This window comes from Klebsiella sp. PK01, from assembly GCF_057624675.1.
On the sequence record NZ_JBYEZM010000004.1, the window covers coordinates 393977 to 408438 of the forward strand.

9 protein-coding genes are annotated in these 14462 nt (G+C 60.6%); 4 read left to right on the forward strand and 5 right to left on the reverse strand.

All coding sequences use genetic code 11. The annotated features are described in order from the left end of the window. The first annotated feature begins 2 nt into the window (after positions 1-2). Positions 3-3884 (forward strand): enterobactin non-ribosomal peptide synthetase EntF, encoded by a 3882-nt coding sequence (entF, locus tag AC22LX_RS15080; protein WP_045392862.1) that lies wholly within the window; start codon positions 3-5, stop codon positions 3882-3884. A 77-nt stretch (positions 3885-3961) separates the two neighbouring features. On the opposite strand, the gene fepC is transcribed toward entF, so the two are convergent. From fepC to fepD, 3 genes are read right to left on the reverse strand one after another with little or no spacing between them, the layout of a single operon-like run. Continuing rightward, positions 3962-4756 carry an iron-enterobactin ABC transporter ATP-binding protein gene (gene fepC / locus AC22LX_RS15085; protein ID WP_045381376.1) on the reverse strand — a complete coding sequence of 265 codons (795 nt, stop codon included), beginning with the start codon at positions 4754-4756 and terminating at the stop codon, positions 3962-3964. Beyond that, positions 4753-5745, reverse strand: a complete 993-nt coding sequence (fepG, locus tag AC22LX_RS15090; protein ID WP_045392865.1) for an iron-enterobactin ABC transporter permease — start codon at positions 5743-5745, stop codon at positions 4753-4755. The genes fepC and fepG overlap by 4 nt, the downstream gene beginning before the upstream one ends. Further along, the gene (fepD, locus tag AC22LX_RS15095; protein WP_487334067.1) at positions 5742-6749 is read right to left on the reverse strand and encodes a Fe(3+)-siderophore ABC transporter permease; all 1008 of its coding nucleotides are present in this window, start codon (positions 6747-6749) and stop codon (positions 5742-5744) included. The genes fepG and fepD overlap by 4 nt, the downstream gene beginning before the upstream one ends. A gap of 112 nt (positions 6750-6861) precedes the next feature. On the opposite strand from fepD, the gene entS reads away from it, so the two are divergent. Beyond that, positions 6862-8103, forward strand: coding sequence for an enterobactin transporter EntS (gene entS, locus AC22LX_RS15100; RefSeq protein ID WP_063447444.1), 1242 nt, complete (start codon positions 6862-6864; stop codon positions 8101-8103). Positions 8104-8161: 58 nt separating this feature from the next. Here entS and AC22LX_RS15105 read toward each other — a convergent pair whose 3' ends face one another. Beyond that, positions 8162-10294, reverse strand: a complete 2133-nt coding sequence (locus tag AC22LX_RS15105; protein WP_487334068.1) for a glycoside hydrolase family 18 protein — start codon at positions 10292-10294, stop codon at positions 8162-8164. Between the two features lie 227 nt (positions 10295-10521). After that, on the reverse strand, positions 10522-11481 hold the full coding sequence (fepB, locus tag AC22LX_RS15110; protein WP_487334069.1) for a Fe2+-enterobactin ABC transporter substrate-binding protein: 960 nt from the start codon (positions 11479-11481) through the stop codon (positions 10522-10524). 187 nt (positions 11482-11668) lie between these two features. On the opposite strand from fepB, the gene entC reads away from it, so the two are divergent. Together entC and entE are read left to right on the forward strand one after the other, a co-directional pair. After that, positions 11669-12844, forward strand: a complete 1176-nt coding sequence (gene entC / locus AC22LX_RS15115) for an isochorismate synthase EntC (RefSeq protein ID WP_045392884.1) — start codon at positions 11669-11671, stop codon at positions 12842-12844. Positions 12845-12853: 9 nt separating this feature from the next. After that, positions 12854-14461 (forward strand): (2,3-dihydroxybenzoyl)adenylate synthase EntE, encoded by a 1608-nt coding sequence (entE, locus tag AC22LX_RS15120; RefSeq protein WP_045392886.1) that lies wholly within the window; start codon positions 12854-12856, stop codon positions 14459-14461. The last annotated feature ends 1 nt before the right edge of the window (position 14462 follow it).

A 14462-nucleotide genomic window follows, 5' to 3' on the forward strand; every position in this document is an offset into this window, starting at 1 on the left:
CGATGAGTACACGTTTACCGCTGGTTGCGGCGCAGCCAGGGATTTGGATGGCTGAACGCCTCTCTACGCTACCCGGCGCCTGGAGCGTTGCCCACTATGTTGAACTGCGCGGCAATCTCGATCCGGCGCTGCTGAGTAAGGCGATCGTCGCCGGGCTTAAGCAGGCCGATACCCTGAGCATGCGCTTTTGCGAAGATAACGGCGAAGCGTGGCAGTGGGTTGATGACGCGCGCGAGTTTGCCGAGCCGCAAAACGTCGACCTGCGCCAGCAGGCCGATCCGCACATGGCCGCGCTGGCCCTGATGCAAAGCGATCTCGGGCAGAATCTGCGTGTCGATAGCGGTAATCCGCTGGTCTGCCATCAGCTCATGCGCGTTGGCGACGATTGCTGGTACTGGTATCAGCGCTATCACCATTTGCTGGTTGATGGCTTTAGCTTCCCGGCCATTACCCGCCAGATCGCCGCGATTTATCGCGCCTGGCAACGCGGGGAAGAGACGCCGGATTCACCGTTTACCCCGTTCGCCGAGGTGGTGGAAGAGTATCAGCGCTACTACGGCAGCGAGGCGTGGCAGCGCGATAAAGCCTTCTGGCAGGCGCAGCGTCAGGCGTTGCCGTCTCCGGCTTCGCTATCTGACGCGCCGCTGGCCGGGCGGGCGACCAGCAGTGATATCTGGCGCCTGAAACTGGAGGCCGATCCGGCTGTCTTCAGCCAGCTCGCCGCCAGCGCGCCGCAGTGCCAGCGTGCCGATCTGGCGCTGGCGCTGACGGCGTTATGGCTGGGACGGTTGTGCGGCCGCATGGATTACGCGGCGGGCTTTATCTTTATGCGCCGCATGGGATCGGCGGCGCTGACCGCTACCGGCCCGGTACTCAACGTACTGCCGCTGGCGGTGAATATCGACGCGCAGGAGACGCTGGCGCAGCTGGCGACGCGACTCTCCGGGCAGCTGAAAAAAATGCGCCGCCATCAGCGCTACGATGCTGAGCAAATTGTCCGCGATAGCGGCAAAGCGGCGGGCGACGAACCGCTGTTCGGTCCGGTGCTGAACATCAAAGTCTTTGATTACCAGTTGGATATCGACGGCGTGCAGGCGCAGACGCATACCCTCGCCACCGGCCCGGTGAATGACCTCGAGCTGGCACTGTTCCCGGACGAACGCGGCGGCCTGTCGCTGGAGATCCTCGCCAACAAAGCACGCTACGATGAGGCGACGCTGAACCGCCACGTATCGCGTCTGACATCGTTACTGGCGCAGTTTGCCGCCAATCCGGCGCTGCGCTGCGGCGAAGCGGAGATGCTGTCGGCGGAAGAAGGCGCGCAGCTGGCATTGATCAACAATACCGCGATGCCGCTGCCGACCACCACCCTCAGCGCGCTGGTGGCGGAACAGGCGCGGAAAACGCCGGATGCCCCGGCGCTGGCGGATGCCAACTGGCGCTTTAGCTACCGCGAAATGCGCCAGCAGGTGGTGGCGCTGGCCAACCTGCTGCGGCAACGCGGCGTGAAGCCGGGAGATAGCGTGGCGGTTGCCTTACCGCGTTCGGTCTTCCTGACGCTGGCGCTGCACGGTATCGTCGAAGCCGGCGCCGCCTGGCTGCCGCTGGATACCGGCTACCCGGATGACCGTCTGCGGATGATGCTGGAGGATGCGCAGCCATCGCTGCTGATTACCTCTGACGATCAACTGGCCCGTTTTAGCGATATTCCTGGGCTGAGCAGCTTGTGTTATCAGCAGCCGCTGGCCGCTGAAGATGATACGCCGCTGGCGCTGTCAAAACCGGAACATACCGCCTATATCATCTTCACCTCCGGCTCCACCGGGCGGCCGAAAGGGGTGATGGTCGGCCAGACCGCCATCGTGAACCGCCTGCTGTGGATGCAAAATCACTATCCGTTAACCGCCGAAGATGTGGTTGCGCAGAAGACGCCGTGCAGCTTTGATGTCTCGGTATGGGAGTTCTGGTGGCCGTTTATGACCGGCGCGCAGTTGGTGATGGCGGCGCCGGAGGCGCATCGCGATCCGCAGGCGATGCAGCGGTTCTTCGCGCAGTACGGCGTGACCACCACCCACTTTGTTCCGTCGATGCTGGCGGCGTTTGTCGCCTCGCTGGATAGCGATAATGTGTCGTCCTGCCGGACGCTAAAACGCGTTTTCTGCAGCGGCGAAGCGCTGCCGACGGAACTGTGTCGCGAATGGGAACGCTTAACCGGCGCGCCGCTGCATAACCTGTACGGACCGACGGAAGCGGCGGTGGATGTCAGCTGGTATCCCGCCTGTGGGCCAGAGCTGGCGGCGGTCACCGGCAACAGCGTGCCCATCGGTTGGCCGGTATGGAACACTGGATTACGTATTCTTGATGCCGCCATGCGCCCGGTGCCGCCGGGCGTGGCGGGTGATTTGTACTTAACGGGCATTCAGCTGGCACAGGGCTATCTGGGGCGCCCGGATCTCACCGCCAGCCGCTTTATTGCCGACCCGTTTGCCCCCGGCGAGCGCATGTACCGCACCGGCGATGTGGCGCGCTGGCTGGATAACGGGGCGGTAGAGTATCTTGGCCGCAGCGACGATCAGTTGAAAATTCGCGGCCAGCGCATTGAGCTTGGCGAGATCGACCGGGTGATGGCGGCGCTGCCGGACGTCGCGCAGGCGGTGTGCCACGCCTGCGTCTTCAATCAGGCCGCGGCCACCGGTGGCGATGCCCGTCAGCTCGTCGGTTATCTGGTGAGCGAGTCCGGCCAGCCGTTGGACGTGGCGGCGCTGAAGGCGCGTCTTAGCGAACAGCTGCCGCCGCACATGGTGCCGGTGGTGCTGATCCAACTGGAATCCTTCCCGCTCAGCGCCAACGGTAAGCTGGACCGTAAAGCGCTACCGCTCCCCTCCTTAAGCAGCGAGCGCAGCGGTCGCCCGCCGCAATCAGCTACCGAAATGACCGTTGCCGCGGCGTTCAGCCAACTGCTGGGCTGCGAGGTAAATGATATCGACGCCGATTTCTTCGCCCTCGGCGGCCATTCGCTGCTGGCGATGCGGCTGGCGGCGCAGCTTAGCCGCGAGCTGGCGCGGCAGGTGACGCCGGGGCAGGTGATGGTCGCTTCGACGGTCGGCAAGCTGAGCGCATTGCTGGCTTCCGACCTGAGCGACGAGCAGGCGCAGCGTCTTGGCTTTGATGCGCTGTTGCCGCTGCGCGAGAGCGATGGTCCGACGCTGTTCTGCTTCCATCCGGCTTCCGGTTTTGCCTGGCAGTTCAGCGTGCTGGCGCGTTATCTTAGCCCGCGCTGGTCGATTACCGGAATTCAGTCGCCGCGTCCGACGGGGCCAATGGCCTCCGCCGCCAACCTCGACGAGGTCTGCGAGCATCATCTGCGCACGCTTTTAGCGCAGCAGCCGCATGGGCCTTACTATCTGTTTGGCTATTCGCTCGGTGGAACGCTGGCGCAGGGGATTGCCGCCCGTTTACGCCAGCGCGGCGAAGAGGTGGCGTTCCTTGGCCTGCTCGATACCTGGCCGCCGGAGACGCAAAACTGGGCGGAGAAAGAGGCGAACGGCTTGGATCCCGAAGTGCTGGCGGAAATCGCCCGCGAGCGCGAAGCGTTTCTCGCCGCACAGCAGGGGCAGGCTTCCGGCGAGCTGTTCAGCGCGATTGAAGGTAACTACGCCGATGCGGTGCGCCTGTTGACGACCGCGCACAGCGCGAAGTTTGACGGTAAGGCAACGCTATTTGTGGCGGAGAAAACGCGCCAGAAAGGGATGGATCCGCAGGTCGCATGGGGGCCGTGGGTTGGCGAGCTGGAGGTGTTCAGCCAGAACTGCGCCCACGTCGAGATTATCTCGCCGCAGGCCTTTGAAGCGATAGGCCCGGTAGTGCGGGAGATTCTGGGGTAACGGTAGAGCCGGGCTACCCGTTTTTGGTAGCCCGGCTCAGCGCAGCGCAAGCCGGGGATGCGATGGTAAAGAAAAGATTATCGGCGTCCCAGCGGCACCACCAGCGGCGTATGCGCCACCGGATCCTCGATGATCGTGCAGCGCAGGCCGTAGATACGCTCAATCAGATCCGCCGTGACGATCTCTTTCGGCGCGCCTTCGGCGACGATCTTACCGTCGCGCAGGGCGATCAGATGGGTGGCGTAGCGACAGGCCTGATTGAGATCGTGCAGTACCGCCGCCAGCGTATATCCCTTCTCGCGATTCAGCTCGCTTAACAGCTCCAGCAGGTCGATCTGATGGCTGATATCAAGCCAGGTCGTCGGCTCATCAAGCAGCATAATCGCCGTCTCCTGCGCCAGTACCATCGCAATCCACGCCCGCTGGCGCTGGCCGCCGGAGAGGGTATCCACGCTCTGCAGCGCGAGGTCGACAATACCCGTCGCCCGCATCGCGTTATTTACCGCTGCTTCGTCCTCTTTACGCCAACGGGTAAACATCGGCTGGTGCGGATAGCGCCCGCGCGCCACCAGCTCCTGTACGGTGATATCGCCGGGCGTGGTGGCATTCTGCGCCAGCAGACCGATCCGCTTCGCCACCTCTTTGCTGGCGTAGCGTTGGATCTGTTCGCCGTCGAGATAAACGTGTCCGCTGGACGGAGTCATCAGGCGGCTGAGGGTGCGCAGCAGGGTCGATTTACCGCAGCCGTTGGGGCCGATAATCGCCGTAAAATGGCCGTCAGGAATTGTGACGTTCAGCGATTCGGCGATGGTCTTTTTACCGTAGGCCAGGGTCAACTGGTCGCCGCGCAAACGGGAGGTGACAGCGGTCATTTTTTGCGGGACTCCTGAATTAATAACGCGATGAGGTAGATACCGCCAAGGCTGACGGTGACCACCCCGACCGGTAACTGATAAGGCATGAACAGGCGCTGAGCGCAGTAATCGGCCAGCGCCAGCAGCAGCGCGCCGCACAGCGCCGACTGGGTTAACCCCCAGCGCGCGGTGCCGCTTATCCGCCGGGCGATATGCGGCGCGACCAGCGCGACGAAAGAAATAGGCCCGGCCAGCGCGGTGGCGGAAGCGGTCAGCAACACCGCTACCAGCATCAGCAGCAGGCGCGAACGTTCGACTCGAACCCCCAGCGCGCAGGCGGTATCGTCGCCCATCTCCAGCAGCCGCATCCGCCGCGCCAGTAGGGCGCTGCACGCCAACATCAACAGGATAAGCGGCGCCGAAGGCCAGGTTTTGCCCCACGTCAGGCCGTTGAGCGAACCGGCATTCCACAATCCGGCGGAAAGGGCGGTCTCAAGCGACGCGCGCAGCAGCAGCCAGGTATTGAATGCCACCAGCATGGCGCGCACGCCGATGCCGATAATGATCAGGCGGAAGGTTTCTATGCCGTTGCGCCACGCCAGTAGCCACACCACCAGCGAGGTCAGCACGCCGCCGAGCATCGCCGCCAGCGCGATGGCGGTTAGGTTCTGGCCGAACATCACCATCGCTACCAGCACGCCGCTCCAGGCGCCGGTGTTGAAACCCATTACGTCCGGGCTACCCAGCGGATTACGCATCAATGACTGAAAAATGGCGCCGCTGACGCCAAGCCCGGCGCCGATCAGCAGCGCCATCAGCACGCGCGGCAGTCGCCATTCGGTGACCACCATGCTGACGTTGCGCGGCGCGTCACCGAGTAGCGCGGAAACCACCTGTTCAGTGCTGAGCGGCACCAGGCCATTACCCAGACCGAACAGGGACACCAGCAAACTGGCGGAAATCAGCAGCAGGCAGCAGAAAATCAGGCGGCGGGAGGGAGCTATCACAGCGCACCTCCTCGCGGCTGACGGCGAACCAGCCAGATCAGCACCGGCGCGCCGATAAAGGCGCTGACCACCGAAACGCGCAGTTCACCAGGCACCAACAGGCGGCCAATCACGTCGGCAAACAGCAACAGGGCAGGGGTGGCGAGCAGCGTAACCGGCAATGACCAGCGGTGATCCGCCCCCACCAGCCAGCGCGCCATATGCGGCATCATCAGGCCGATAAAGGCGATAGGGCCGACCAGCGCCGTCGCGCTGCCGCACAGGACGGTGATCGCCAGCAGGCCGATCAATTGGGTACGCGCGACCCGGCTACCGAGCGCGGTGGCGGTGTCGGCGCCGAGGCTCAGGCTGTTCAGCGCCCGGCTAAGAAGCAGGGTTACCACGGCGGCAATCAGCACCGGTAGCAGGACGATTTTCAGCGTTTGCAGGGTGCGAATATCCAGCGAGCCGGCCTGCCAGAAGCGCAGCTGGTCATACACGTCCGGGTTGAGCAGGGCGATGCCGTTAGATAAACCTTCCAGTACCGCCGCCAGCGCCACGCCCGCGAGGGTCAGGCGCACCGGGCTAAGCTGGCCGCCGCCCTGGCTGCCGGTAAACGCGACCAGTAGCGACGCGGCGAAGGCGCCGCAGAAGGCCATCAGCAACTGCTCCTGCGGCGATGTTATGCCGAACAGCGCCGCGCCGAGCACGATGGCGAAGCTGGCGCCGGAGTTGACGCCGAGCAGGCCCGGGTCGGCCAACGGGTTACGGGTGAGGGTTTGCATTAGCGCGCCGGCGAGACCAAGCGCGCAGCCGGCCAGCAATCCGGCCAGCGTACGCGGCAGGCGGGCATCCAGTACGATGGTGCAGTCGGCGCTCTGACAACTGCCGGAAAAGGCATCGACAATCACAGAAGGCGGCAACGGTTTGGCGCCGATAAGCAGGCTGAGCGCAATCGCAAGAGCCAAAAGTAACAAGAGACCCGGCACGGCGACGGCGCGCACCGTGGTCGTAGAAGACGACATAGTTCAAATCCCTGATATGATAATGATAGTAATTATCGTTATCGATTTTATTCAGGTATGTTACCATGAGAAACCATAAAAATGGTATGAAAAATAACGACAAGGCCCTTGCATGAATCGACCTTCCCGGCTGCTTGATGTCAGCCTCCTGCGCACCCATCCGGCGTTCCGCGCCGTCTTTATCGCTCGCTTTATCTCGATCCTGTCGCTTGGCCTGCTCGGCGTGGCGATCCCGGTTCAAATCCAGACAATGACCCACTCGACCTGGCAGGTCGGACTGTCGGTAATGCTGACCGGTTGTTCGATGTTCGTTGGGCTGATGGTTGGCGGCGTGCTGGCCGACCGTTATGAGCGCAAACACCTGATCCTGCTGGCGCGTGGCACCTGCGGCGTGGGCTTCGTCGGCCTGTGCCTGAACGCCATGCTGCCGGAACCCTCGCTGGCGGCCATTTACCTGCTGGGGATTTGGGATGGCTTCTTCGCCTCCTTAGGGGTGACCGCGCTGCTGGCGGCGACGCCGGCGTTGGTGGGCCGCGAAAACCTGATGCAAGCCGGGGCGATCACCATGTTGACCGTGCGTCTCGGTTCGGTGATATCGCCGATGATCGGCGGGTTGCTGCTGGCGACCGGTGGCGTGGCCTGGAACTACGGCCTGGCGGCGGCGGGGACGTTCATTACCACCCTGACGCTGCTGCGTCTGCCGCTGCTGCCTCCGCCGCCGCAGCCGCGCGAGCATCCGCTGAAATCTCTGCTGGCGGGGCTTAAATTTCTCTTTAATAGCCCGCTTATTGGCGGTATTGCGCTGCTCGGTGGCCTGTTGACGATGGCCAGCGCGGTGCGGGTGCTTTATCCGGCGCTGGCGGAGGGCTGGCAGATGTCAAATTCGCAGATTGGCCTGTTGTACGCCGCCATTCCGCTTGGCGCGGCGCTGGGAGCGTTAACCAGCGGACAACTGGCGCATACCGCCAGGCCGGGGGCGTTGATGTTGACGACAACGGTGGGGTCGTTTGTGGCGATTGCGCTATTCAGCGTGATGCCGTTCTGGGCGCTGGGCGCGCTCTGTCTGGCGCTGTTTGGTTGGCTGAGCGCGATAAGTTCGCTGCTGCAGTACACGCTGATTCAGACGCAAACGCCGGAAAATATGCTGGGGCGCATTAATGGCCTGTGGACCGCGCAGAACGTGACCGGCGATGCTATTGGCGCGGCGCTGCTGGGGGGATTAGGGGCGGTAATGACCCCGGTGGCTTCGGCCAGCGCCAGCGGCTGGGCGCTGGTGATTGTGGGAATATTACTGGTTGGCTTATTGCGCGAGCTACGTCGTTTTCAGCGTCCGGAGATGATCAGCGAAAGTTAAATGCAACAATAGCAAAAAGGCCCCGGATTACTCCGGGGCCTGGCTTCACTTATAACACTTAGTACGCGCCGAGATCTTTCCAGACGTCGAACTGGCCGCAGTTCAGGTCCGGCTGGTTGCCCTGAGACCACCATTTCACCTGGTAGTTATGGCCTTTCCAGCTCACGGTTTCAAAGGTACCCCAGTTACCGCCATAAACGGTATTGGCATTCCACTGCGGGTAAGGCGCGGCGGCATCGTCCGAAGGAACAACGTCATCATCCTTTGCCGGCACGTCATCGGCATCTTTTTCGTCGTCAGTCGGTTCATCAGCCGGCTCATCGGCTGGCTTGTCATCGCTCTGGCCATTCTGGGAAGCCACGACCACGGAGAGGATAAAGCGCTGCTGGGTTGACGGTTCACCCCAGGTATCGCGAACGAACAGCGTGAAAGTAAATTCAGTGTCCGCGGTGACTTCCGGTACGTCGAACTCAATGACCGCGGCGGTTTTATCAGCGACATCAATCGCTGCCGGCACGCCCCAGCTGTAGCTCAGCTCGTCGCTATCTTCATCAGATGATTTTTCACCGGACAGGCGAACGCGGGAGCCGCCTACGACCATCATTTCAATCGCCGCTTCCGGAGCATGGTTTACCGTCGGTTCGGTTGGCTCATCTTCTGACTTATCGTCATCCTGTTCATCAGCAGGCACAACGTTGATGCCTTCGAAATAGAACGGGTCCATATCGATAACTTCAGAAGCGATTTCATACCCCAGACCTTCACGGGCGGCGTTAACCAGCACGCCGTTATCATGGTCAATAGTCCAGGTAAACAGACCGCCCAGCCCCAGGCTGGCAGCGTATTCGCCTTTGGCTTTGACGGTGCGCGGGGTATCCAGCGACATGAAGAGTTTGGATTCCGGGTTGTAGAGGAAGTCAGCATCAGCTACCTGGTCGGTGTAGACGTTGAAGCCGTTACGGCCTTTCTGGTTTTCCAGGTCCAGGTAGTTATAAATCACGTCATACCATTCGTTGGTGCCGGATTCAAATGTACCGACAGTGGTGCCGTTACCCGGGTTATAGGTGCCTTTCAGCGGCGACAGCGATTCCAGCTCGGCATTGCGGCCGTTACGGGTATAGCCGGCGTAACCGATGTTGATGCGCTCAGCCGGGAAACCTTCCGCCAGCAGGTGTTCAACAATGGTGTTAATCGCCCAGTCGCCTTGCTCAATGGCTTTCAGGTTGGTGTGGTGGGTGATGCTTTCCGCCCACGGGGTGCCGAAGAAGTCATAGGTCATGACGTTGATGCCGTACAGACCGGCATTCATCAGCGCTTTGACGTTGGAATAACCAAACGTTTTTACTACCGCGGAGCTGGCAATGGAGATTTTGACATCGCTCAGGCCGGCGGAATCGAGCTGTTTACGCAGTTCACCAATCAGCAGGGCGTAATTATCGCCATCTTCCGGGCCGTATGGGTTACCGGCGCCTTCGGCGTTCGGGTATTCCCAGTCGATATCCACTTCGCTGAACATCGGGAACTGTTTGAACAGTTTCACCACGCCTTTGGCGAAGACTTTACGCGAGGAATCAGATGCCGCGGTTTCATGGAAACCGTTACTCATACTCCAGCCGCCGATGCTCATCGACAGCACCAGGTTGTGCCCCTGCTGCTTGGCTTTCGCCTGCAGGTCACGCAGGCCGCCGAGCAGGCCTTTGGTATTGGTTTGGGTGACGGTTTTCGGATCGACATCCCAGCCGCTGACGCTGTGGCCGACGTTAACGTAGGACTGGAAGTCGCCCCACGGGTCAAGGAAGGTCGGTTCGTACTGCACTTTGCCGCACTGCTCAGCCCCTTCGGCCACCACGTCTCGCCACAGGCCGTCTACTTTATGGAAACCGGTTACGCCGACGAAGCCAACGATGATTTTATCGTAAGCGGTAGGGGAGACGTTAGTCAGGTCATAGCCGCGACCGCGGTTATCTTTCGCATCGCTGCCCTGCAGGCGGCCATCGTATTGAGACCAGTCGGTGTAGTAACCGAATACCTTTGGTTTAGTGGTTGAACTTTTGTATTTGTTATAAACCGGCTTGGCGACGCGGTCTGAAGTATAGCTATAGTTGCTGACTTCCGTTGCCGGGTTAAAACCATCTGCAGCGTTACTGGTTTCGGTCAGGGTATCGCCCTTGATCAATTTGCTTGTCGTCACGGTAATTTCCTTATGAGTTGAATGTCCACCTCAAGTGGTGTGGGGCAGATATTCGAGGAACGCGGCGGCGATGGCTAATCACAAAACAACACCTCAAACGATGATGATTCGCGTGAGGCGCCGATGAGGTCTCAAGTGGGGAAGGTAATAAAAAAATCTTTTATAACAAAAGGATGATGTAGTTGATGATGTGAAATGAGATCCCGGCCCAAGGGCCGGGAAGAGAATCAGGCAAAGAGCGCCGATAAACGTTGTAGCACCAGCATGGCGCTGTAATAGTCAAGACGGAAGGTTTCCGTCCCCAGCGGATAAACGCGCTTTGTGGCAACGGCTGGCAAATGCGCCAGTAGCGGATTGGCGTAAATTGCCCCGGCGTCTTTCTCGTCGCCGGCGAACAGGAACAGGCTTTCGCCGTTAATTCCGGCGGCCAGGTTTTCGCCGCCCAACTGCACGATATCGTGACGCTTACCCTGGCTCTGGCTGGCGTGCAGACCACCCGGCAGTGTCGCCAGCTTAAAGCCTAACTGTTCCAGCATCTGACCCTGCGCTGATTCCGGCGTCCAGATATTGGCGCTATGCGCCGCGGCGGTATAAACCAGCGCGGTGACCGGCTGCGGCGGCAACTTCAGTTTCTCTTTTAACGAAACGAGCTGTTTATTGAACTCGGCAATGCGCGCGTCCGCCTGCTTTTCATGACCGGTAATATGTCCCAATTGGGTTAGAAGCGTCTGCCAGCTTTTATCGTCGTAGTTGATGATAAGGGTCGGCGCGATAGTCGAAAGCTGGTCGTACAGCGCCAGCGCGGAATCGCCGCCGGTGGCGCTAATCAGGATCAGATCCGGCATCTGCGCCGCTACCGCTTCGGCGCTGGGTTCGCCAATATACAGTCGCGCTAGTTTGCGCTTTTTAGCGATATCGCCCCACTGGCGCAGAAAGCCCTGCGCATCGGCCACGCGGTTATTCGGCGTGGTCGCGCCGCTGGCGACCACCGGCGCATCAATAGCCAGCAACGAACCGGTGAGGGTGACGCTGGTCGAGACTATGCGCAGCGGCTGGCTTTCCAGCGTATGGGTACCGCGACTGTCGGTGATCTGACGCGGCCAGTCCGCCGCCAGCGCTGAGGTAATTCCTAAAAGGCACAGCCCGCAGGCGAGTAAAGTACGACGGCAAAAAGTGGCAAAATTCACGAATTCGCATCCTGAGTCAGTTGTAGTAAATACGTCTCATTTTCAACTTTGTGTAACCCGGATGCAAGTTTAAGTCGCATAACCTGCTGTTTGTGCGGTTGACAAGGAGAGCAATACCTTTTAGGTTAGCCAACAAAAATATAAATGATAATTATTCTTAATATCTTTATCGTTTTTGGAGGATGATATGGAAACGTCACTGGCTGAGGATGTACAGGAAAAAACGCAGACCCTGTCGCCGCAAAGCTTCTTCTTTATGTCGCCGTACCGCAGCTTCAGTACCACCGGCTGTTTTAGCCGTTTTTCCCAACCTGCAGTCGGTGGGGATTCGCTGAACGGCGAGTTTCAGCAGAAAATGGCGGCCGCATTTGCCGAAGCCCGCGCGGCGGGGATCCGCAAGCCGGTCATGGTCGGGGCGATCCCGTTCGACACCAATCAGCCTTCCGAACTCTATATCCCCGAACGCTGGGAATCTTTCTCCCGTACCGACAAACAACAGTCCGCGCGTTACGCGGCGCCGCTCAAGGCGATGGATGTTGTCGATCGTCAGGAGATCCCGGAGCAGGACGCGTTTCTGGCGATGGTAGAACGCGCCGCCGCGCTGACGGCGACTCCCGAAGTCGACAAAGTGGTGCTCTCCAGGCTGATTGATATCACTACCCGCGACCGGGTCGATAGCGGCGCGCTGCTGGAACGGCTGATCGCCCAGAACCCGGCGAGCTTTAACTTCCATGTCCCGCTGTCAGACGGCGGGGTACTGCTGGGCGCCAGTCCGGAACTGCTGTTGCGTAAAGAAGGGCTGCACTTCAGTTCGCTGCCGCTGGCCGGCTCCGCCCGCCGCCAGCCTGACGATGTGCTGGATCGGGAAGCGGGCAACAAGCTGCTGGCGTCGGGCAAAGATCGCCATGAGCATGATCTGGTCACGCAGGCGATGAAGAGCGTGCTTGGCCCGCGCAGCAGCCAGCTGTCACTACCGGAATCGCCGCAGCTGATTACCACCCCGACGCTCTGGCATCTGGCGACGCCGATCGAAGGTACGGCGCTGGCGGAAGAGAACGCCATGTCGCTGGCCTGTCTGCTGCATCCGACTCCGGCGCTGAGCGGCTTCCCGCATCAGGTGGCAAAGCGGCTGATAGCCGAGCTCGAACCCTTCGATCGCCAGCTGTTTGGCGGCATCGTCGGCTGGTGCGACGACGAAGGCAACGGCGAATGGGTGGTGACTATCCGCTGCGCGCGCCTGCATCAACGCTCGCTGCGCCTGTTTGCCGGCGCGGGTATCGTCCCGGCCTCTTCGCCACTGGGCGAATGGCGTGAAACCGGCGTCAAACTGACCACCATGCTCAACGTATTTGGCTTGAATTAAGAGGCAAGGATGATTGCATTTACCCGTTGGCCGGAAGAGTTTGCGGCCCGCTATCGTCAAAAAGGTTATTGGCAGGATCTGCCGTTAACCAATCTGATTACCCGTCATGCGGAAAATGACGCCGTGGCGATTATCGACGGCGAGCGGCAGATTAGCTACCGCCAGTTTAACCAGCTGGTGGATAACCTCGCGTCCTCCCTGCAGCATCAGGGACTCAAGCGCGGAGAAACCGCGCTGGTGCAGCTTGGCAACGTCGCTGAGTTTTACATTACCTTCTTTGCGCTGCTGCGTATCGGCGTCGCTCCGGTTAACGCCTTGTTTAGCCACCAGCGCAGCGAACTCAACGCCTATGCCGCGCAGATTAAACCGGTGCTGCTGATTGCCGATCGCGAGCACGCGCTGTTTGCTGACGATAGTTTCCTTAATGGTTTTATCGCTGAGCATCCTTCGCTGCGCGTCGCGCTGCTGCGTAACGACGGCGGCGAACGCGATCTGGCAACGGAAATTAACCGTACGGCGGATAACTTTGTCGCCAATCCGACGCCGGCTGACGAAGTGGCTTTTTTCCAGCTCTCCGGCGGCAGTACCGGGACGCCGAAGCTTATCCCGCGTACCCACAACGATTACGACTACAGTATCCGCCGCAGCAACGAGATCTGCGGTATTAACGCCGATACGCGCTATCTCAACGCATTGCCAGCGGCGCACAACTATGCGATGAGCTCGCCGGGCTCACTGGGCGTCTTTCTTGCCGGCGGCCGGGTGATCCTCGCCGCCGACCCGAGCGCCACGCTCTGTTTCCCGCTGATTGAAAAGCATCAGATAAACGTCGCTTCTCTGGTGCCGCCGGCGGTCAGCCTGTGGCTGCAGGCTATTCATGAATGGGGCGGCAACGCGCAACTGCAATCGCTGCAGCTGTTGCAGGTTGGCGGAGCGCGCCTGTCCGCGACGCTCGCCGCGCGTATCCCGGCGGAAATCGGCTGCCAGCTGCAGCAGGTGTTCGGCATGGCCGAGGGGCTGGTTAACTACACCCGCCTCAACGATAGCCCGCAGCGAATTATCAACACCCAGGGTTGCCCGATGTGCCCGGACGACGAAGTGTGGGTAGCGGATGCCGATGGCAACCCGCTGCCGCGCGGCGAAGTGGGCCGTCTGATGACCCGCGGTCCTTATACCTTCCGCGGCTACTACAACAGCCCGCAACATAACGCGGAAGCCTTTGATGCCGATGGATTTTACTGCTCAGGCGATCTGATTTCGATCGATGAAGATGGCTATATCACCGTCCAGGGGCGGGAAAAAGATCAGATCAACCGCGGCGGCGAGAAGATCGCCGCTGAAGAGATCGAAAACCTGCTGCTGCGCCATGAGGCGGTGATCCACGCCGCGTTGGTCAGCATTGAAGACAATCTGCTCGGCGAGAAGAGCTGCGCTTATCTGGTGGTGACCTCGCCGCTGCGCGCCGTTGCGGTACGTCGCTTTCTGCGCGAGCAGGGCGTGGCCGAATTTAAATTGCCGGATCGCGTGGAGTGCGTTGCCGCGCTGCCGCTGACGCCGGTGGGCAAAGTCGATAAAAAACAATTACGTCAGTGGCTGGCCGAAGGCAAGCTGGGCTGAA

Excerpts from the sequence above, each read along its gene's own strand:
- entC (WP_045392884.1), top strand. The coding sequence starts at position 11,669 with ATGGAAACGTCACTGGCTGAGGATGTACAGGAAAAAACGCAGACCCTG.
- fepC (WP_045381376.1), bottom strand. The coding sequence starts at position 4,756 with ATGACCGCTGTCACCTCCCGTTTGCGCGGCGACCAGTTGACCCTGGCC.
- fepD (WP_487334067.1), bottom strand. The coding sequence starts at position 6,749 with ATGTCGTCTTCTACGACCACGGTGCGCGCCGTCGCCGTGCCGGGTCTC.
- entS (WP_063447444.1), top strand. The coding sequence starts at position 6,862 with ATGAATCGACCTTCCCGGCTGCTTGATGTCAGCCTCCTGCGCACCCAT.
- entE (WP_045392886.1), top strand. The coding sequence starts at position 12,854 with ATGATTGCATTTACCCGTTGGCCGGAAGAGTTTGCGGCCCGCTATCGT.
- entF (WP_045392862.1), top strand. The coding sequence starts at position 3 with ATGAGTACACGTTTACCGCTGGTTGCGGCGCAGCCAGGGATTTGGATG.